Source organism: Mycolicibacterium moriokaense (assembly GCF_010726085.1).
Classification (GTDB): domain Bacteria; phylum Actinomycetota; class Actinomycetes; order Mycobacteriales; family Mycobacteriaceae; genus Mycobacterium; species Mycobacterium moriokaense.
This window is the reverse complement of sequence record NZ_AP022560.1, coordinates 565,656-583,622: the sequence shown is the minus strand read 5'-3', so window position 1 is coordinate 583,622 and position 17,967 is coordinate 565,656. Positions and strand designations below refer to the sequence as shown.

Genomic DNA, 17,967 nt, shown 5'->3' with positions numbered 1-17,967 from the left:
ATCTAGACCGAGGCCAGCCTTCGTGGCGAACCCTTCAGCTGCGCAATGAGATCGGACGCGGCGTTCTCGCCCGCGACTGTGGCGGTGCACATGTTCGACGATGACCTGAAGACGCCTGCCAGCCGGATCCGAGAGGTGATGGCCGCTTGCCGCGCCTGGAACTGCCCGAGTTCTTTGTAAAGCCCGGGCCGGCTGTAGACGATGACCTCGTTCCACCGGGCGATCCGGGTGTAGTCGACGGTGTCGGTGAGACCGGGGATCACCTTCTCCATCCGGCTGAGTATCTTCGCCCGGATGGTGTCGTCGTCCTCGTCGATGATCCGCTCGGCGAACTCGGTCATGGTCAGGATGTCGAGTAGGCCATGGCCTTCGGGCGCGCGGCCCGGTGCTTTGTTGTGCTCACAGGTGAAGCCCATGATGTCGGGGTCGACCGGTTCGGGGATGTTGATGACCGACGCGACGATTCCCTTGGGTTTACGGGTGACGCCGGTGTTCATCACGACGCACTTCGTGTACCGCAGGCTCCGCAGGAACCCCTCCGACACCGCGTCGAAGTGACCGGGCACCAGGTCCGGGATGGTGTCGCCGCGCGCCGAGATGACCGCTCCGGCACCGGAATCGGTGTGGGTGACGCCGTCCGCGTCCGTCCAGATGACGGTGACCCCGTCGGCGGTCTCGGTGATCTCCTGCACCGTCGCGCCCAGCCGGATGTCCAACCCCGCGGACAGCCGGTCGATGTAGGTGGAGTAACCCTCGCGGAACGCGTAAAGCTTGCTGCCCAGGATGTTGTAGAGCATGAAAAACAGTTCGAGATTGGAGATCGCGTCTCCGCGCACCCCGAGGACGCCGCGGACCGTGGAGTTGATGACGTAGTCATACACCTCGCCGGAAAGTCCGAGGTGCAGCGAGCAGTACTCCCGCGGCGTCATGGTGTCGAAAGCCGAGGCGCGCGAGAGGTCCTCGTAATTGAGCAGCTTGCTCGCCCGGGTGGCGTCGATGCCGAACCGCGCCATCAACGCCTTGGACTTCATCGAAACCAGCGGTGTCTTGAGCACGTCGAGGAACAGGTGATCTGAGCGCAGGTTATGGATGACGCCGTCACGCGCGAAGCCAATTATCGAGCCAGCCGGGATCAGGTCTGGGCCGCTGCCGATCTCGTGCGCCAGCTTGACGACGGGCTCGTAGGCGCTCGGCAGGATGGTGGCGCCCTCCTCCATCAGGTACCCCTGCTCGCGGTGGGTGTGGATCATCCCGCCCGTGCGATCCCGCTTCTCCAGAATGACCGACGAAATACCCTGCTGGCGAAGGCGATAGGCCGCGGTCAGGCCGGAGGGTCCCGCACCGACGATGAATACGGGGCCGTGGTCGGAGAGGTTCGTGGTCACTTTCGTGTTCCCTTTCGAGGTGGTTTCCCATGGGCCATCAGGGATGGCAGGACGAAATCCGTCACCAGCGCACGCTCAGCATCCGCATCGAGGTCCTCACGCAGAATCAACATGAGGTACACGCCGCGCAGCCACTCGACGACGCGATCGTCGGAGACTTCGGGGCGGATCTCCCCCTCAGCACGGCCGCGGGCGAGCATCGGTGCGAGCACGTCCAAGACGATGGTGTGCATCGCCGATTCGTGACCGGTGATCAGTCGGTGCAAGGACACCGTCGCCGTGGTGTCGAGCAGGTGATGCAGCTCGGGGTCAGAACGCGCGGCGTCGACCGTCGCGATCGACGTGTCCAACAGCAGTTCGGCGAACGGTGCGTCACGGTCGGCGATGGGGCGGATGGTTTCGCCCAGTTCGCGCAGCCTGCTCACGATCGCAGCCTCGGTGATCTCCGGCCTGGTCAGACCCAGGCGGTAGACGCCCGTTCGTCCGATGCCCGCCTCCTTGGCGATGTCCTGCATCGTCGTCCGGTCGACCCCGAAGCGGGCGAAGCAGCGGCGTGCAGCGGCGACAACCCGCTCGAGCAGGACTGGATCGTCAATTTCAGGCAGCATGGTCAACATTTAACCCCCCACCGGTGGTTGGTGGTTCGGGTTCCGGCGTCGACCGGGCGCCGCTGTATTCCTCCTGCAGCTGATCGAGATACTGGTTGGCGCACAACGGTTTTCCTGGTTGCCCGCAGTACAGGCTGCCCTGCTGATACGACGGCAGCTCCGGGATGCTGTCGCGTCCCCCCGTCATGGACATCCAATCGTTGGGTATCTGGTAGGCCACCAGGGTGGTGAAACCTGCCCAACCACACACCGCCAGCGTGGACAGCACCGACTTGAGCCAAGGGGCGGCCCGCAATGTGTCCACGTCGCGGTCCACCGCACACCGCCCATTGGCGTCACGGGAGTCGCGCAACCAGGTGAACATCAAGCAGTACGACGAAATGAACAAGAGCTCGGTCAGCGGAAGGCGATGGGTGGTGTCGGACCACAGAGTCAACGCACTCGGTGAGGACACGTACGTGTAGACCCCGGTCCTGTTCCACACGGTGGCTATGCACCCGAAGACCACCATGAAGGTCACCAACACCACGATGTAAAGCGCGACAGAAGCGAGGCGCGGGAACTTTCTGCGCAGCAGGTCGAGGTAGGTGCAGCCGACGATGGCCGCACCAACGCCGAGCCAGATGTAGGCGGGCATGCACCACGCGAGGCTCCACGCCCAACGGTCACCCTGCGGGGCGGCGAACCCGGGGAACTGTGCGGCCCAGGTGCCGAGGTTGAGTGAGTGGGCGTTCATCGCCCACGTGGGGTTGAACATCTGACACAGGACGTCAAGCACGGACGCGAAAAGCCCACCGAGGAACAGCTTTCCGTCCAACGTGATGGCGCGGTCCCGGTACGCAGGGCGCAGCAGCGTGTACCAGAGCAGGAACACGAACACCGACAGGCTGATCACTTCGGTCACCCGGATGACCCATCCGTAGGCGTACGGATCGGGACCCGGATCGACGGGTGTGGCCTGCGGTGACAGCAACCACCGGGCCCAACAACTCAACGCAAGGATCACCAGGAGCGCGCCGAACGTCGCCCACAGCCAGACCTTTCCCGACAGCCTGGCAGGCGCCTCAACAGGGCCCGCGGCCCAATCGGTGTCCGCCGAAACAGTCGTGTCACGCACTGGAATCTCCCTCGCCCGACTAGCCTCGTGGAATGTAACACGTGGAACAAACCGTGTACAGCGTTCCAGAGAACCGATGCGTTGAGTTGCTGCTTTCCGAACGATCCTTCGCCTGGGGCCGCAGCCAGAGACCTGTTTGCCTTGGCCTACAACTCGATTCGCGCCGCAGTGGCCGTCAGCGGTAGCAGGCTCCCCCGCCTGGCGGACTGCACGATGCCGGCCCTAGCACCTGCCAACTCAGATCTATCCACGGCGGTGACAGCCAGGTTCGGGTGGGTTCGATGAGGAATCGTAGGGCGCCGCGCTCACAGTAGGTGAAGCTGTCGGGCGTCACCGCGCAGGTCGTGCCCTGGTGGGTGAGGGAACTGCGTGGCGGGAGCGGCTGCTGCGCTTGGATCGGGGGAAAGCGGACGCTCATCGACCAGTCGTAGTGCACTGCGCGGTCACCGTCGATCCAACCGATGTGACTGGTCCCCTGGGGTGCGCCGGGAATGACGCCTGCGCAACCGAAGCTTCCCAGAGCCCAGATTCCACAGGTCTGCCCGGTCGGGGCCTTGAACCAGACTCCGCCAGGAAGGACGAACGGGCTGACATCCGGGTGGTCGTAGTATCGGATGTCCGGCCACGGATCTGGCTGTGGGACAACCTGTTCGGGGTCAGCAGCCGCTGGTGTTGCCGTTGCGATCGCCGCCGCCAGCGCGGCCGCGAAGGCGAGCACCCGATGGCCGTGGCGCCGGATCAACCCGCACCGCCGCGTTGGCTTCATTGGTCAGCACCTCCGCATGACTGTCGACTTCGTGGACGGGTTTGATGACGCCGGGCGGTCACGTGATGCGGTGGGTCACGCCGTAGCAGGCGGCGTTGCCGATGTCGAGCGTGTTCTGACAGATCAGCTTGCCCCGGTAGAAGATCCTGACCGTGACCCATTTGGTGGGGTAGGCGTTCTGGCGCCAGTCGGCTCGCACTTGGCTACCGTCCGGCGGCGGTCCCAACGGCGCGCGGACATTGACGTCGGCGCGCCAGGGCAGCGTGACGGCGGGCGCGAATCGTCGGCCGGCGACGTCCTGCCACTCGATATTGGCGACGGCGATCCGATCGGATACCACCTCGTAGGTGACCACGTCGTCGGCCCAGGCGACCGGAGAGGCGCCAACACCATAGGCGCACAGCGTGATGACACTCGCAACCCACGCTGCCGCACGGCGGATCGAAGCGGTGCTCATGGGCCGACCATCACAACGACCGCCAGGCTGTAGCCCGATTCCGGATCGTTGAGCATGCTGACGCCGTAGTCGGTGTAGGCACAGTCCGGCAGGGCTTTGTATCCCTCGATGAGCACACCCCGGATCGCGTCGCCCTCGACCTTTCCGGCTCCCTGTAGGGAGATCACCTTGGTACCGGTGATCCCCACATCCTTGGCGATCGCCGTCGGCTCCGGCTTGTCGGCGGGGACGTTCTCCGCGGTGTGGTTCAAATAGTCGCGCGTCGAGCGGTTGACGATATCCGCGGCCAGTTCGGCCTTGGGGTTGTAATTCAGTGCGCCGCAGGGCGCAGCTGTGCGTGCGGAGTTGATCACCTCGGCAAGCGCCTGGTGCGGATCCGCCACGGCGGTCGGTGCACACGACCAGCCCGCAACGGCGAACGTCGCGGCGATTGTGGAAACCGTCGCCGCCCGTCCGCGACCACTACTCCGCGGGCACCGTTCAACGGCAGACATCGGACCTACTGATCTTGTTACCCCAACGTTGGGTGTGCAGGAACGACGGACCGGTGAACCATGTCGGCTGGCGCGCTTTCAGCCCGTTGCTGACGTTCGACAACTGCTGCCACAGCCCGTAGAAGCTGTCGCCCTGATAGATGGGGAAGTACATGTCTCCCGCGGAGTCGTACGCCTGAGTCAACGCCTGGGCCCGCGGGGCCAGGAACGCCAACGACTGATCGATGTTGGCTGTGACGACGTTGAATCGCTGCTGTACCTCGGGCGCATCGAAATTGCCGTTGTGCCGGATGATGGCGTTGTTCAGCGCCTCGATCTGATCCTTGAGTTCGAAGAACTGTGCATTGAACCACTCGCACATCTCGCGTTCGGCCGTGATATCCCGGTCGGTGACGGAGTTCCGAAACTGGTCGTAGGGAAACGGGAACTTGGGCTCCCAGCCGCTGGACGACGGCACCACGACCGGAAGTGGTTGCGGCAGCCCGTCATGATCGGGAAGCGGTTGGGCGCCGGCGGCAGGTAGCGGCGTTCCCGCAAGCACGCCGACGGTTGCTACCGCTGCCACCACGGCGCGTCGGGCACGCCTGCCGACGTTTGACCGCACAGTCCCGGTATCCAACTCCACCGCTACTTTCCGAGTGCGGCGTCGATACCGCCGACATCCGTGATCTGCCAATTGTTCTTGCTGTCCAGAGTCACGCTGTAGGTGGCGGTGGACTGCAGCCCGTCGGGTGCCTGCATCGTCTTGGTCAAGACGCTGACGAAGGCGTCGACCACATAGATTCCACCGTTGTCCGAACGCACCTTCGCCGCCAGCGGACGGGCACTCGACTTCCATTGCAGCGGAGCGAGAATCTCCTGCATCGAATCAGCGGCGGTGCTCAGCTTCTCATTCAGCTCCGGCGACGTCCCGTTGACCAACTTGGTCTTCCACGCAGCGAAATCCTGGTAGTCCATCTGTGCGGCGTTGACCGCATAGTCCAGGGCCACCGACTCGGCATGGCTGCGATCTTCGGCCGCGCGGGCCTCGGTATTCAACTTGTCCTGTGCACCGATGTACAACCACGCCAGGACGGCGACGGCGACCGCCAACGCGATGGTGATCGCCCCAAAGACCAACCCCCGCAGGGAAATCGCAATCTGGCGTGTCTGCTTTGTCGGTCGGTCGGCATGCTCAGGGTCCCGTTCGGGTTTGGTCGCGGTCTCGGTCCCCGCACGTTCATCTGCCGGCGGTGCGGTGTCTTCAAGTTTCTCGGTATCGGTGATCGACATTGGTTCTCCTGGGTTTTCGGGGGGTTCGTGGTCTGATTCAGCGGTCGGGGATGGTGACACGGAGGGTGATCGCCCCTTCCTCCGGTATGCCTGACAGCGCGTTGGACAGCATGCGTCCGGTGTCGAAATTCATCAACGCGCCTGCGATTCCGCGAAATTGGGGAGTGAGCGCCTGGGTCAGGACCTTCACATCGGGACCTCGGCTGTCTAGAAACGCCTGAATGCGTTCGAGAAACTTCCCGAACAGATCCATGTTCACGGGCGTGTTCCAGGCGACCGTGTTCATCATTCCCCTGAATGTTCCTGCCACACCGTCTCCTGCCGCTCGAACGTGCGGTTCGATTTCGGCCAGCGTCGGCCCCACCCAGTCCGCGTTCTGCAGGAGCGTCTGGAAGTTGGCGAGGACTTCCTGCCCCCTGCCGTCCATGCTCACGGTCATGTTCCGCAGGAGCTGACTGGCGCGGGTGAGATTCGGCAGCACCGCGTCTGGATCGGGCAGCGCCGCATCAGCCTCGTTGACCGTACGTGCGAGCTGGCCGGGGTCCAGTTGGTTGAGGACCCGCACCACGCTGGTGGACAGCTCCGAGATGGACGGCGGCACCACGATCTCCTCCGTCGAGATGTGCTGGCCGTCCTTCAGAACCGGGCCGCCGTCGGTGCGGGGCATCAGACCGATGTAGGCCTCACCGAGCGCCGACAGATTGTCCAGGCGGACTTCGCTATCGATAGGGATTCGGTGGTTTCCGTCGACGTAGAAGTCGACGGTGGCCGCGTTGACCGACGCCTGCACTGTGGTCACTTTGCCGACCGGGACACCACGCAGCAGGACGCTCGAGCCGGCGACGAGACCCTTGGCGTCTGGAACATCCATAGAGAGTTCGAGTCGGTTGTCGGGCGCAGCCGCATGGACTCCGAAGGAGGCGATGTAGCTGAGGGTGATCACGACGATCACCGCGAAGGCGCCGAACGACAGGACGTTCTTCACTGTTCTCATGGCGTCGCCCCCAGGATCCGCAAGACGTCCTGCACATTTCCGATCAGCTCACGGCCGTCGGGCGTCTTGATCGAGGTGATGTTGATCGCCGGGTTCTTGTCCGCAGGAAGGAAATCCTCGAGGAACAGTCGGCGCCAGGCGGGCACCTCGGATTCGACGTTCCACTTGGTCTGCTGGACCGCCCCCATCGCGTCGGCGAGCGAATTGAGCATCGGGACCAACCAGAAGCCACCGCTGTAGATGCTGCCGATCGAGGGCAGCACGGTGCCGATGTAATTCGCCGCCTGGGTGCCCCGGTCGAAACCGGTCATGCCCGCAGGCGAGAACCAGTACTCGTAAACAGACTGGTGCCGGTACATGACATCGGTCGTCCTCGCGACGCCATCAAGCCACAGATCGACCGTCTCGAGGTTGTTCGACAGCTCGGACAAGTCGCCGGACACCCGTTCCACCATCGCCCGCAATTCCTCATTGCGAGCGGGAGTCACCTTGTTGACTCCGAGGATAGTGTTCTGGATTCGCTGGATCGAGCCGCTACCCACGAAATTGGCCAAGTTCGCGATGGTGTCCTCGAGTTGTGGGGGTGAAGTGGTTTGCGTCACGGGAATTCGGCCACCGTCATCGAGCGGTCCGGCGGCGGTGTCACCGGGGGCTGGCCGCTCGAGTGCCACATAGGTGTCGCCGAGCACCGTGGACTGCTGGAGAGTGGCGCGGATGTCCGCTGGTAGCGAGACGTTGTTGTCGATGCGCGAGTACACATCGACGCGATCGCTCGCCAGCTCGATGTGATCGACGCCCCCGACCACCGTCCCGTCGAGCACCACCTTGGCCCGGTCGGGGAGGTTCAACACATTGTCGAACTCGATCACGACGTCGTATCCGTTCGAGCCCTTCGCGCCCGGCTGTGGCAGGGAGTTGACGCTGATGGACGCACACGACGTCAGCAGCACGGCGAGCGCCGCGCCCGTTGTCGCTTTCCATATCCGCCGCGTCATGGCCGGTTCGCCTGCATCAGGACGTACTGGAGCAGCGCGACATCGACGGCGTACGGCACGCCGTTGACATCGGCACAGCTTCCGGGCACCGAACTGTTCATGAAGCCGCATAGCGCGAGGCCGTCATGTGATCGCACGCGAAACATCGGCGGCCGGTAGGCGATGTTGAACATGTTGAACTGTTTGCCGTTGTAGTGATTGGCGATGGAGTTGATCCACCACGGCACCGGATCCAACAGCGCCGCAAAGGCGTTGGCGTGTGGGCTGACCTTGCGCACAGTGGCACTCAGTGTGTCCAGCGTGAGCTGTGTTTCCTCGCCCAGCCGAGTCTCCACGACAGCTACAGCCTCGATGAGCGGGCCAAGGTTTCCGAGTTCGGTCTTTCCGGAGAGTCGGGTCGTACCGTCGAGGGCGGTGGCGATATCCGCGGTCGTCGTCCTGGCGTCCAGCAGGATCTGCTTCAGCGGGTCCCGCATGTCCTTCAGAGCCGTAGTCAACTCGGCGAGGTTCGCAATGATCGAGCCGATGTCGCTGATCGACTGATCGGGACTGTCCAGCAACGCCGACGTTCTGCTGACGAGCTGTCCCACCTCGGCGCCGTTGCCCTGAGCCAGCTGGTCGATCCCGCGCACAGTGTCTGCGATGTTCGTCGACCCTTCGGGGTTGATCGCGTCGAGGAACGTGTCCGCCGAACCGATGACCTCCGACAGGGTCTTCGGCGACATCGAGCGGTCCAGCGGCACACACTCCCCGGCCTTCAACTGAGGCCCGCCGGTGAAATTGCCTACCAGTTCGAGGGAACGGTCGGCGAGGATCGATGGCGATCGGATCACCGCCTTCACGTCAGCGGGCAGGGTGCGTTCTTCGGTGATGGCGAATTCGACGCGGACACTCTGCGAACCGACAGACAAGGAGGTGATCTCGCCGATCCGATAGCCCATCTGGGTCACCGGGTTGCCGACATAGAGCCCGATGGTGTCGGGCATCATCGCGCAGTACGCGGCTTGCGCCGAACCGTCAGTAGTAGTGCAAGAGGTTCCGGCAGCCACCACCGTCGCGGCCACCATGACGGTCGTCGCCACGCGCTTTCTGATACGCATCGGTGTGCTCCCCATCAGCACGGACTTCCCGGCATCGGGATGCAGAGGTCTGTGGCGAGCAGCTCCGGCCGGGCATTCTGTGCGTCGAGGACACGCTCGATCTTGTCCCGCACACGCCGCAATCTCGGAATGATCCTGCTGTTGTTGTCCGCCCACCGCCTGAACCTGTCCTGCCATTCCCGGACTTTCTCGATGAACTCCTCACGATGGTTCACCCAGAACCGCCCGAAGGGCTCCAGGAACGCATCGCCGATGTCGCCCATTCCGCTCAGCGCACCCGCGAAGCCCTTGCCGTAGAGCACCAGCGTCTGCTCGAGGATGGCGATCTTCGATACGAGTTCTTGGAGCTTTCCGGTGAACTGGCTGAGTTCACGGATGTATTCGTCGGAGATGTTGAGGATCTCGGCGATCTGTCCGCGCTGTCGTTCGATGGTGCCCGTCAGGGCGTTGCCGGCGTCGATGATCGCAGACAGCGTCTCGGTGTTCGTTCCCGTCAGGCCGGTTTGAATCTGGTTCAGCGATTCGTTGATGGGCTTGGGATCGACACGGTCGGTGACCTTCGTCGCGTCGGTCAGGGCCTGCATCAGGTTGTACGGTTCGGCTACCCGTTCCGCCGGAATGGGTTTGTTCCCCAACGGCTTATCGCCGAGCGAAACAAGATTGACGTAGTAGCCGCCGACGATCGTCAGCATGCGCACCTGCACCTGGGACTGGTCGCCGACGAACGCGTTCTTGTCGACTGTGGCGCGGACCCTCACCTGTTCGGGCTCGATCGCGAGGTCTTTGACCCTTCCCACGGTGATCCCCGCGATCCGGACATCGTCGCCAGGCCGGATCGCGGCAGCGTCGGTGGTGTAGAAGACCATCGTCTGCTCCCCTGGGGGGCTGACATATACCGCGGCCGCGGTGACGCCCACCACCGCCACCATCAGCAATGCGGTGATACCCCAGAACATCTGGCTGGAAAGGAACTTCAGGGATTGCACAGGACCACCCGCTGACCGTTGAGCAAGATGTCCAGCGATTCCGGCAAGCGTGCCTGCCCTCGGGAACACGGCAGCGGTGTGCCGGGTTCGGCCGCGGGTTGCACGTTGTCCCACATCACGGGGATGCGCTTGAACGCGTCGCTGTAGTCGTCGAAGACGGTGATCGCGCGATCAAGTCCCTCATCGATATCCGCTTCTCCTGGTTTGAACCCCATGTTCTGCAGCAGTCGAACCGCGGCTGAGGTGAACCCGGGACCGTACAGCTCCGACTTGCGGAACTCGTCGAGCACGGTCAACGACGCGTCGATCGGGCGGTTGAGCCAGTCCAGAATCTGGACGAAATCCGTCGAGTGTCCGCCGAACGTCTCTGCCAGAGTCGAAAGATTGCGCATCAGCGTCGCCACCACCTCCTGGCGGTTGGAGACGAACTCGGTGAGCTTCCGGATGCTGTCCAGCATCGGCCCCAGACCGCTGCCGTCGCCGGACAGGAAGTTCGCCGCGTTCTCGGTGAAGACGTCGATGTCCTCCGGACTCAGCGTGGCCAGCGCTGGCTGCAGCCCGTTGAAGAGTGTTGTGATGTCGAAGGACGGCTGGGTCTGGCTAAGCGGCACGTGGCTGACGACGTCGGGCGGCGATTGCTGTTCGGACGGATCGACGACGTCGATGTAACGCAACCCGGTGAGCGCCTGATACTTGACGGCCAGCCGGGTGCCATTCACCACCGAGTACGTGCTGTCGAGACTCAACTTGACCACGGCGATGCTCTGACCCGCCTTGCGTTCGAGATTGACCGCCATGACTTTGCCGACGCGCACACCACGTACGCGTACGTCAGAGTCGACATGTAGGCCAGATACATCGGTGAAATCCGCTGTATAGGTTCGGGTTTCACTGGCAACCGGCTGGCGTAACACGTTGACGATCACGATGAAGATGACCGCTGCGACCGCGGCGCACAGCAGAAACCGCCACAGCGCCCCCCACGGTTTGATCATCACGGCCCTCCCAGCGCGTTGACAGGGGCCTGTACCCCGGGAAGGTTGTCGAGCAGGATGTGCACCTGCAGTGCACGCTGTTCAGGTGAACCGGCGTAAAGCTTTTCGAATCGTGTTCGCAGTTCCACCATCGTGTCTCCGATCCCGGCGGGCGCGACCAGACCAGGGACGGTGTCGCTGATGGTCTTCACCAGGTCCACGGCGGGCAGCAGATCACTCGGATGTGACGACAAGAGCTTGCCCACTGCACCGAAGAAGGAGTTCGCGAGGAGGTCCAGTGTCGCCCGCGACCTTGTCTCCCAGAACTCCTGCGATTGGGGCTGACCGGGGACCGGAACCTCGCCCTCGCCGGGGAGCGCCGCCGCACCCGACACGTTGAAGGTCACGAATCCGCCGCGCTGGTTGAAGCCGTAGCCGGCCGCCGTTGCGGCGTCGACGAAACCGGGGAACACCACGCTGATACCGGTTGCATTGCGCAACAGTTGCTCAGTGCTCACCGTTTGCACCTTGGTGATCGCCTCCGCCGTCACCACCATCGTCTCCAGAAGCGGATTCAGCGCATCGGTGTATCGAGTGGCCTTGTTGATCACGCTGATCAACTGCGGCGTCACCACTCCTCCAGTGATCTCACCGAGACGGGCGAGCAGGGTCTGCAGCGTGAAGTTCCCCTTGGGCACCGTCGTGATCTGCATGCCGTCGCGCAGGGGGGAACCACCTTGTCCAGCAATGAGATTGAGCCCTGTCACGCCGAAGTAGTTGGCCGGACGGAAATCCACGACCATCGCGTCGGTCAGCCCCGCGGTAGGTGTCGACTGCAACTCGGTGTCCAGCCGGACAGCGCCACCCGGCATGTTCGACACCGCCGTGACCTTTCCGACCTCGACCCCGTGCAACAGCAGGGGTGTACCGATGGACACCCCTTGGCCGACGTACGGCAGATCCAGCACCACATCGATCTGTCCGACCGATCGGCCGGCGAAGGGGTTGAACACCGCCAGCAGCACGGCAACGGTCACACACAGCGTGAGCGCGGTGCCGATGAGTTTCAGCCTCCGCGCTTCGGCCTCCGCCGACAGTCGAAACAGCATCGTCGCGACCCTTACCCCTTGAACACGAATTCCGGGCGCAGGCCCCACAGCATGATGGTCGTCGCGAGATCCAGCACCATGATCGTCACCAGGCTCGACCGGATCGCGCGACCGGAGGCCTCACCGACGCCGACGGGGCCGCCCGAGGCGAAAAACCCGTAGTAGCAGTGGATGATGGTGACTGCGGTGCAGTACACGACAGCCTTCAACAGCGAGTAGGCGAGGTCGGTCGGCGTCAGGAACTGTACGAAATAGTGGTCATAGGTACCGCCGGGCTCACCGTAGAAGATCCGTATCACGGTGTCGCAGGTGACGAAGCTGATCGCAAGTGTCAGAAGAAATCCGGGGATCACGCACATCAGCCCACCAACGACGCGCGTGCCGACGACGAAGGGAATGGAGCGCAGGCCCATGGCTTCGGCCGCGTCGATCTCGTCGGCGATGCGCATCGACCCGATCTCGGCCGTCATCCGGCAGCCGGCCTGGGATGCGAAGGCCACACCCGCCACCAGGGGCGCCATTTCGCGTACGTTGCCCCACCCGCCGATCACGCCGGCGAGGGCTCCGAGGCCGATGAGGTGGAGCGTTGCGTATGCCTCGATCGCCACGATCGCTCCGACCGTGACACCGAGGATCGCCAGTACGCTGACCACTCCGCCGTCGACGATGATCGATCCGCGCCCCCATGCGAGATTGTTCATCACCAGCATCGTTTCGCGGCGGTATTTCCGAACGGTGATGGGCAACATCCAGAACGTCTGGAATACGAACGTCACCCATTGCCCCGCGGTCTCCATGGTCCGCGACACGGCCCGCATGGGTGCGCGCAACAGGTGCATGGGCTTCGACGGCGCGGACGTCGTGTGCTGGGCGGGCGCAGCCATCACGCCACCGCCATCGGAAAGAACATCGTCTGCAACTGCGTGATGGCCAGATTCACGATCACGATCAACAGGACGTTCAACACCACCGACGCATTCACCGCATCGGCGACACCGCGTGGACCGCCCTTGGCCTCCATCCCGCGCTGCGCCGAGATCACTGCAACGATGCCCGCGAAGACGAAGCCCTTGGCAAGGGTGAACCAGACGTCGACCATCTTGGCGAACGCTCCGAAGGAGAGCCAGAAGCTACCGGGCGTCACGTCGTTGACGAGCGTTGCGATGAGGAACGCGGCTCCGACCCCCATCGCGATGACGATCACGACCAGGATCGGGGTGATGAGCATCAGCGCCAGGAACCGCGGCACCACCAGTCGCCGCACCGGATCGATTCCGAGTGTCCGCAGCGCGTCGAGTTCCTCCCGTATCGCGCGTGCACCGAAGTCAGACGCGATGGCCGCCGCGGCGGCACCTCCCATCAACAGGCCGGCCGTGACCGGTGCACCCTGCCGAAGGACCGCGACGCCCGTGGCGGAGCCGACCAATGAATTGGCGCCGACCTCGTTGACGAGGCCCGACAGTTGCACCGCCACCATGGCACCGAACGGGATCGCCATCAGGACCGCGGGCAAGGCGGTGACCTTGAGCAAGGTCCATGCCTGGATGATGAGCTCGCCGAACGGCAACTTCAGGGTCAGGGTGTCGGTGACGGAGTACCGCAGCACCGCCGCCGCCAGGAGCACGCCACGGCCCGTCGTGCCCGCGCTCTGCGTCGGTATGGACGTTACTTTCGACACGGCCTTGTGCACGCCGGTGCGTACCGCGTCAGTCGCGACCTGAAGCCTGCCGGGCGGCTGACTGCGGTCGGGTGCGGTGTCCGCCTTGACCTTCGGGCGGTCGAGGACAGCGACGCCACCCGTGTTAGCTGGAACCGCCTCGGCGTTCGGATAGCTAACGGGTGCCTGGTCGCGGGGATGATCCGGTTCGGCCTCAGCCGACGCCGGCTGGACTTCTAGCTGGTCGCGATCAGAGCGACTGGTCAACGGTCATCCTGAGGTCGGTCCGTCACCAATGCCATAAAAGCTCCCCTGCTTCCGGCTGCTGTCATCCCGGCGATCTTCGCCGCCCACGCCCCGATATTACTTCTAATTAAAATTAAAATTCGGAAGTAAAAAAATTTTGCTGCGTCGAGCCCGCTAGCACTGGCGCCTATTTGGCTGGCCATACGGGTCTCCTGTTCTCCGTGGTTCTACTTCTATCTGCTGTTAGCACCGGCCGCCACGTTGGTCGGCGTCCGCCGAGGTGCTTCTTATCGAGCGGCATCCCAGCCGACTCGGGGACTGATGGTATGGCGTGGGTCATAGTGAGTCAACCCGCGTGACGTGAGCCGCCAGGCTTTTGTCCGCCCAGCTGGAGCGATCTACCGCCGAAGCCCGAAGTGATCGCTGCCGCCGCGCCGCGACATCCGAAACTCGTTGCAGTGGTCGGTAATTGAGAAGCGCGCCGGCGCGCGCCGAAACGGGGAGCGTGCCGACCGTCATCGATTGACCGCACCGATATCGAGATAACTGATGATCAGCCGCTCCAGGGCGTCCCTGAACACCTCGTCGTCCTCGCTGGCCGCCACCAACCGGTCTCGCACCCGATGGACCGCCGGCGCCTCGCCGTCTGACCGCACAAAGTCGCTGCCTGAACGACCACCTCGGGAGGTCCGGTAGAGCGCGCTTCCCAGGGCCAGGCTGAACGCCGAGACCAAGAGGTTGGTGGCGTTGGCACCGTTGACTCCGTTGCGGTGCAGTAGCGCGAGCACCTGGTCGCCGATCTGGGTTGCTACCGGCCCGGCCAGGGCTCGCTCGCCGGCCGCACGCGCCAGCCCGGGGTGCGCAAGTAGCAGCTCGTATAGACCACCGAAGCAACGGAGCAGCTCGGCGCTGATGTCCCCGCTCGGATCGACCAACGGGACAACCCGCAGAGATTCGTCGACGACCACGTCGACCAAGCCGGATTTGTCTGGCAGATAGCGGTAGAGCGCCATCGGCGTCACGCCCAATTCCTGTGAGAGGCGGCGCATGCTGAGCGCTTCGATGCCCTCGGCGTCGGCGATCCGCACCGCCGCGCGTACCACCGCCTCGCGCTTCAACCCCGCTCGTGCCATTCATGCACCTCCGAAAAACTGGCAGTTGCGCCAGCGAAAGTATACGCCGTACACTTCGTTTTTATTCTGAGTTCGAAACGTGACAGGAGTCTCCATGCCGCACGACTTGGTGTCAAAGCACACCGGGGCGAACGCGCTGCACATGGCGTCCCCGCCCGATGCCACGTGGAGTTCTGTCAACCTCGCCGAAGCTGTACCGGGAGTCATGACACCCCTGACCGCCAGCGTCTGGGTGCCTGCCAGTGAACTGGGGCTTCGCGAGCCTTTCGTCGGGATGGGAGCGCTGCCTGCCCGGCGCGGTGCCATTCCACGGGACCCAGCGGAGCGCATAACGGGCGCCTTCTACGGTCGCATGGCCGTACGTGTCGACTTCCTCTGCGAGATGGGCGATCTCATTCCGGGCCACTCCGGTGAAGCGCTGGCCCGTGACTTCTTCGGCTTCGTGCCACCGGACTTCCGCAGCCGTCCCTCCAATCGGCGGTTGCCGTTCATCGCCGCCCGCTATCCGCGGACCCTGCTGACAATCGGGCGCAGGATCGACCGGTTGCGGGCCGACACCGATATCTGGTGGCGACAGCAGACCTCCGATATGCCCTGCAAGGACCTGATGCGGGCACGGCAGTCGGCCGCGGAAGCCCGCGACCGATTCTTCGACGCTCTTGCCGCGCAGGCCGTTATCTCAGCCACCCTGATCCAGCCCCTGCAGGATCAGCTCTCGAAGTTGGCGGCGGCCACCGGCGTCGACTCCGCTGCGCTGCTACGCGGCTGCTCGCACGAGGAGGGTGCCGTACTCGACGATCTGTGGGCCGCGTCGCGCGACGTCATCGACGAAGCCGAGTTCATCCGTCGGCACGGCTACCACGGTCCTGGGGAGGGTGAGCTCGCAACGCGGGTCTGGCGGGAGGATCCCGGGGCGGTGCACGCCCTGGTGCAGCGTTACCGCATCAAGCCCGACTCAGAATCCCCACACGCCAAGGCCTTTGAAGGGCCTCGCCAGCGTGCCGAGGCTGAACGGAAGCTCTTCTCCTCGTTGAGCGGCGCAGACGCGGTGCGGGCCCGACTCGTGCTCCGTCTGGCCCGCCGCTACATTCCGCTGCGGGGCACCGGCAAGGTGTCGTATCTGCAGTGCCTCGACGTGCTGCGGGCAAGCGCTCGCCAGATCGGCGCGCTGTTGGCGGATGCCGGTCGCCTCGCCGATGAAGAGGACGCCTTCTACCTCACCATCGACGAGCTCACGGGCACCACCGTCATCGATCCCCGCGCAGATCTGGCAGACCTGGTCACGGCACGGCGTGAGGAGCGGCAGCGGTACCAATCGGTGACCATCCCCAGCGCCTGGACCGGACGACCGACACCGCAGCCGGGTCATCAGGCCGACGCTTCCACCGACACTTCGTTGTCCGGGATCGGTGCGTGCACGGGCATCGTCGAAGGCCGCGCCGTGGTCGTGACCGATCCTGCCGAGGCCGACATCGCCGACGGCGACATCCTCATAGCCCATACGACCGATCCCTCCTGGGTGTCGCTGATGTTCCTCAGCGCCGCACTCGTCGTCGACATCGGCGGCCTCATGAGCCACGCGGCCGTCGTCGCCCGCGAGCTCGGCATCCCGTGCGTGATGAACACCAAGACCGGCACCGAGATGCTGCGCACCGGAGACATCGTCAGAGTCGACGGAGGTGTCGGAACCGTACACGTACTCCAGACAGCGCCAGCTGCTTGATTCCCCCACCCCGGAAGGACATTTGATGACCGAAACCCTTACCACCGAGGCCTCCCCACACGCGGGCGGTGTTTCCGCGTGGGGACCGCTGGCCACGGCGATTCACGCCGATGCCGCCGGTCCCGGCGACCCGACCTGGAAGGACAACGCCTACCTGTCCTTCTGGGATGTGGAGGCGGAGGTGTACGGCAGCATCCACGTCTCGACCTCCCCCAATGACACCCAGGCAAGTCGGGCCCGTTTCTCCATCCGGCTGGGAACCGCGATCGTCGAGATCATCGAGGAGCTTCCGGCTGGTTCCTTTTCCAGTGAGTCGGTGACGTTCGGGCTGGAGGGGACCATCACCGTCGACCATCCCGACGTGAAGGTCTTCGTCGGTAACGCGCCGTTGTGGACACCTGCGGACTTCAGCCTCAACGACCTGATTCCACCGCTGGTACCGGGTAAGCCGCTGCAGCATTTCCAGCAGGCCTGCACGCTGCGCGGGACAGTCGTGCACGCAGGACGCACCTGGCACCTCAATGCGACGGGGATGCGCGACCGCACTTGGGGTTTCCGCGACGAGGCCGCACAGTGGGTCGAATACGCGGGCCTGGTCGGCGTCATCGACGGAGCGTTCCTGTCGGCGATGAAATTCCTCGGAGCCGACGGAACCCTGCGTTCGGACGGCTATTGGGTCGACGACAACGGCGCCGTGCTGATCACCGACATCCGCTTCCGCCGCAACGCTGCCGCCCAGTTCCTCTCCGGCACAATCACCTTGGCCGATGGGCGCACCAAGACCGTCACTATGACGAGCCGCAAGGCCGGCTTCTTCGTCCCGATGGGCCGCGAAACCGACGGACCCGCCTTCGGCACCTATGACGACTTCATGACCCTGCAGAGCGGCGAATCCGACGGCGCGGGCTTCGTCGAACAGGGCATCGTCCACCGGGTGTCCTGACAGCTACC

General features: G+C 64.1%; 19 protein-coding genes. 2 read left to right on the top strand and 17 right to left on the bottom strand.

Annotated elements, in window-relative coordinates; translation table 11 throughout:
• Nucleotides 1–2: 2 nt before the first annotated feature.
• From G6N43_RS02765 to G6N43_RS02685, 17 genes are all read right to left on the bottom strand, one after another.
• Entirely contained in the window at nt 3–1,385 is a 1,383-nt protein-coding gene (locus tag G6N43_RS02765; RefSeq protein ID WP_163657957.1) for a protoporphyrinogen/coproporphyrinogen oxidase, read from the bottom strand.
• Nucleotides 1,382–1,993: a TetR/AcrR family transcriptional regulator gene (locus tag G6N43_RS02760; RefSeq protein WP_163657955.1), complete on the bottom strand. Its 612-nt coding sequence runs from the start codon at nt 1,991–1,993 to the stop codon at nt 1,382–1,384. The genes G6N43_RS02765 and G6N43_RS02760 overlap by 4 nt, the downstream gene beginning before the upstream one ends.
• Entirely contained in the window at nt 1,983–3,110 is a 1,128-nt protein-coding gene (locus G6N43_RS02755) for a spirocyclase AveC family protein (RefSeq protein ID WP_163657953.1), read from the bottom strand. The genes G6N43_RS02760 and G6N43_RS02755 overlap by 11 nt, the downstream gene beginning before the upstream one ends.
• Before the next feature lie 175 nt (nt 3,111–3,285).
• Nucleotides 3,286–3,876, bottom strand: a complete 591-nt coding sequence (locus G6N43_RS02750; protein ID WP_234810211.1) for a hypothetical protein — start codon at nt 3,874–3,876, stop codon at nt 3,286–3,288.
• A 58-nt stretch (nt 3,877–3,934) separates the two neighbouring features.
• On the bottom strand, nt 3,935–4,333 hold the full coding sequence (locus G6N43_RS02745) for a hypothetical protein (RefSeq protein WP_234810210.1): 399 nt from the start codon (nt 4,331–4,333) through the stop codon (nt 3,935–3,937).
• The gene (locus G6N43_RS02740) at nt 4,330–4,827 is read right to left on the bottom strand and encodes a hypothetical protein (RefSeq protein WP_234810209.1); all 498 of its coding nucleotides are present in this window, start codon (nt 4,825–4,827) and stop codon (nt 4,330–4,332) included. Before G6N43_RS02740 ends, G6N43_RS02745 begins: the two co-directional genes overlap by 4 nt.
• The gene (locus G6N43_RS02735; RefSeq protein ID WP_083155948.1) at nt 4,814–5,392 is read right to left on the bottom strand and encodes a hypothetical protein; all 579 of its coding nucleotides are present in this window, start codon (nt 5,390–5,392) and stop codon (nt 4,814–4,816) included. The genes G6N43_RS02740 and G6N43_RS02735 overlap by 14 nt, the downstream gene beginning before the upstream one ends.
• A gap of 62 nt (nt 5,393–5,454) precedes the next feature.
• A complete protein-coding gene (locus G6N43_RS02730; protein ID WP_083155822.1) occupies nt 5,455–6,099 on the bottom strand; it encodes a hypothetical protein in 645 nt (214 codons plus the stop codon).
• 37 nt (nt 6,100–6,136) lie between these two features.
• On the bottom strand, nt 6,137–7,093 hold the full coding sequence (locus tag G6N43_RS02725; protein ID WP_083155820.1) for an MlaD family protein: 957 nt from the start codon (nt 7,091–7,093) through the stop codon (nt 6,137–6,139).
• On the bottom strand, nt 7,090–8,088 hold the full coding sequence (locus G6N43_RS02720; RefSeq protein ID WP_179967958.1) for an MlaD family protein: 999 nt from the start codon (nt 8,086–8,088) through the stop codon (nt 7,090–7,092). Before G6N43_RS02720 ends, G6N43_RS02725 begins: the two co-directional genes overlap by 4 nt.
• Nucleotides 8,085–9,188, bottom strand: a complete 1,104-nt coding sequence (locus G6N43_RS02715) for an MlaD family protein (protein ID WP_234810208.1) — start codon at nt 9,186–9,188, stop codon at nt 8,085–8,087. Before G6N43_RS02715 ends, G6N43_RS02720 begins: the two co-directional genes overlap by 4 nt.
• A gap of 14 nt (nt 9,189–9,202) precedes the next feature.
• Nucleotides 9,203–10,144 (bottom strand): MlaD family protein, encoded by a 942-nt coding sequence (locus tag G6N43_RS02710; RefSeq protein WP_083155945.1) that lies wholly within the window; start codon nt 10,142–10,144, stop codon nt 9,203–9,205.
• A gap of 17 nt (nt 10,145–10,161) precedes the next feature.
• Nucleotides 10,162–11,169: an MlaD family protein gene (locus G6N43_RS02705; RefSeq protein WP_083155818.1), complete on the bottom strand. Its 1,008-nt coding sequence runs from the start codon at nt 11,167–11,169 to the stop codon at nt 10,162–10,164.
• Complete coding sequence (locus tag G6N43_RS02700; RefSeq protein ID WP_179967957.1) at nt 11,169–12,257, bottom strand: MlaD family protein; 1,089 nt, start codon at nt 12,255–12,257, stop codon at nt 11,169–11,171. Before G6N43_RS02700 ends, G6N43_RS02705 begins: the two co-directional genes overlap by 1 nt.
• Before the next feature lie 11 nt (nt 12,258–12,268).
• Complete coding sequence (locus G6N43_RS02695) at nt 12,269–13,141, bottom strand: MlaE family ABC transporter permease (RefSeq protein WP_407664873.1); 873 nt, start codon at nt 13,139–13,141, stop codon at nt 12,269–12,271.
• Nucleotides 13,141–13,947, bottom strand: coding sequence for an ABC transporter permease (locus tag G6N43_RS02690; RefSeq protein WP_407664933.1), 807 nt, complete (start codon nt 13,945–13,947; stop codon nt 13,141–13,143). The genes G6N43_RS02695 and G6N43_RS02690 overlap by 1 nt, the downstream gene beginning before the upstream one ends.
• 728 nt (nt 13,948–14,675) lie before the next feature.
• The gene (locus tag G6N43_RS02685; RefSeq protein ID WP_083155816.1) at nt 14,676–15,293 is read right to left on the bottom strand and encodes a TetR/AcrR family transcriptional regulator; all 618 of its coding nucleotides are present in this window, start codon (nt 15,291–15,293) and stop codon (nt 14,676–14,678) included.
• A gap of 232 nt (nt 15,294–15,525) precedes the next feature.
• Between G6N43_RS02685 and G6N43_RS02680 the strand changes: the two genes are divergently transcribed.
• Together G6N43_RS02680 and G6N43_RS02675 are read left to right on the top strand one after the other, a co-directional pair.
• Nucleotides 15,526–17,016: a PEP-utilizing enzyme gene (locus G6N43_RS02680; RefSeq protein ID WP_083155940.1), complete on the top strand. Its 1,491-nt coding sequence runs from the start codon at nt 15,526–15,528 to the stop codon at nt 17,014–17,016.
• A 25-nt stretch (nt 17,017–17,041) separates the two neighbouring features.
• Entirely contained in the window at nt 17,042–17,959 is a 918-nt protein-coding gene (locus G6N43_RS02675; RefSeq protein WP_083155814.1) for a DUF7064 domain-containing protein, read from the top strand.
• The last annotated feature ends 8 nt before the right edge of the window (nt 17,960–17,967 follow it).

Bases quoted from the DNA above. Each gene is read 5' to 3' on its own strand.
- G6N43_RS02705 (WP_083155818.1), bottom strand. From the start codon at position 11,169: ATGATCAAACCGTGGGGGGCGCTGTGGCGGTTTCTGCTGTGCGCCGCG.
- G6N43_RS02700 (WP_179967957.1), bottom strand. From the start codon at position 12,257: ATGCTGTTTCGACTGTCGGCGGAGGCCGAAGCGCGGAGGCTGAAACTC.
- G6N43_RS02760 (WP_163657955.1), bottom strand. From the start codon at position 1,993: ATGCTGCCTGAAATTGACGATCCAGTCCTGCTCGAGCGGGTTGTCGCC.
- G6N43_RS02745 (WP_234810210.1), bottom strand. From the start codon at position 4,333: ATGAGCACCGCTTCGATCCGCCGTGCGGCAGCGTGGGTTGCGAGTGTC.
- G6N43_RS02675 (WP_083155814.1), top strand. From the start codon at position 17,042: ATGACCGAAACCCTTACCACCGAGGCCTCCCCACACGCGGGCGGTGTT.
- G6N43_RS02730 (WP_083155822.1), bottom strand. From the start codon at position 6,099: ATGTCGATCACCGATACCGAGAAACTTGAAGACACCGCACCGCCGGCA.
- G6N43_RS02740 (WP_234810209.1), bottom strand. From the start codon at position 4,827: ATGTCTGCCGTTGAACGGTGCCCGCGGAGTAGTGGTCGCGGACGGGCG.
- G6N43_RS02715 (WP_234810208.1), bottom strand. From the start codon at position 9,188: ATGCGTATCAGAAAGCGCGTGGCGACGACCGTCATGGTGGCCGCGACG.
- G6N43_RS02710 (WP_083155945.1), bottom strand. From the start codon at position 10,144: ATGTTCTGGGGTATCACCGCATTGCTGATGGTGGCGGTGGTGGGCGTC.
- G6N43_RS02750 (WP_234810211.1), bottom strand. From the start codon at position 3,876: ATGAAGCCAACGCGGCGGTGCGGGTTGATCCGGCGCCACGGCCATCGG.
- G6N43_RS02685 (WP_083155816.1), bottom strand. From the start codon at position 15,293: ATGGCACGAGCGGGGTTGAAGCGCGAGGCGGTGGTACGCGCGGCGGTG.
- G6N43_RS02720 (WP_179967958.1), bottom strand. From the start codon at position 8,088: ATGACGCGGCGGATATGGAAAGCGACAACGGGCGCGGCGCTCGCCGTG.
- G6N43_RS02695 (WP_407664873.1), bottom strand. From the start codon at position 13,141: ATGGCTGCGCCCGCCCAGCACACGACGTCCGCGCCGTCGAAGCCCATG.
- G6N43_RS02725 (WP_083155820.1), bottom strand. From the start codon at position 7,093: ATGAGAACAGTGAAGAACGTCCTGTCGTTCGGCGCCTTCGCGGTGATC.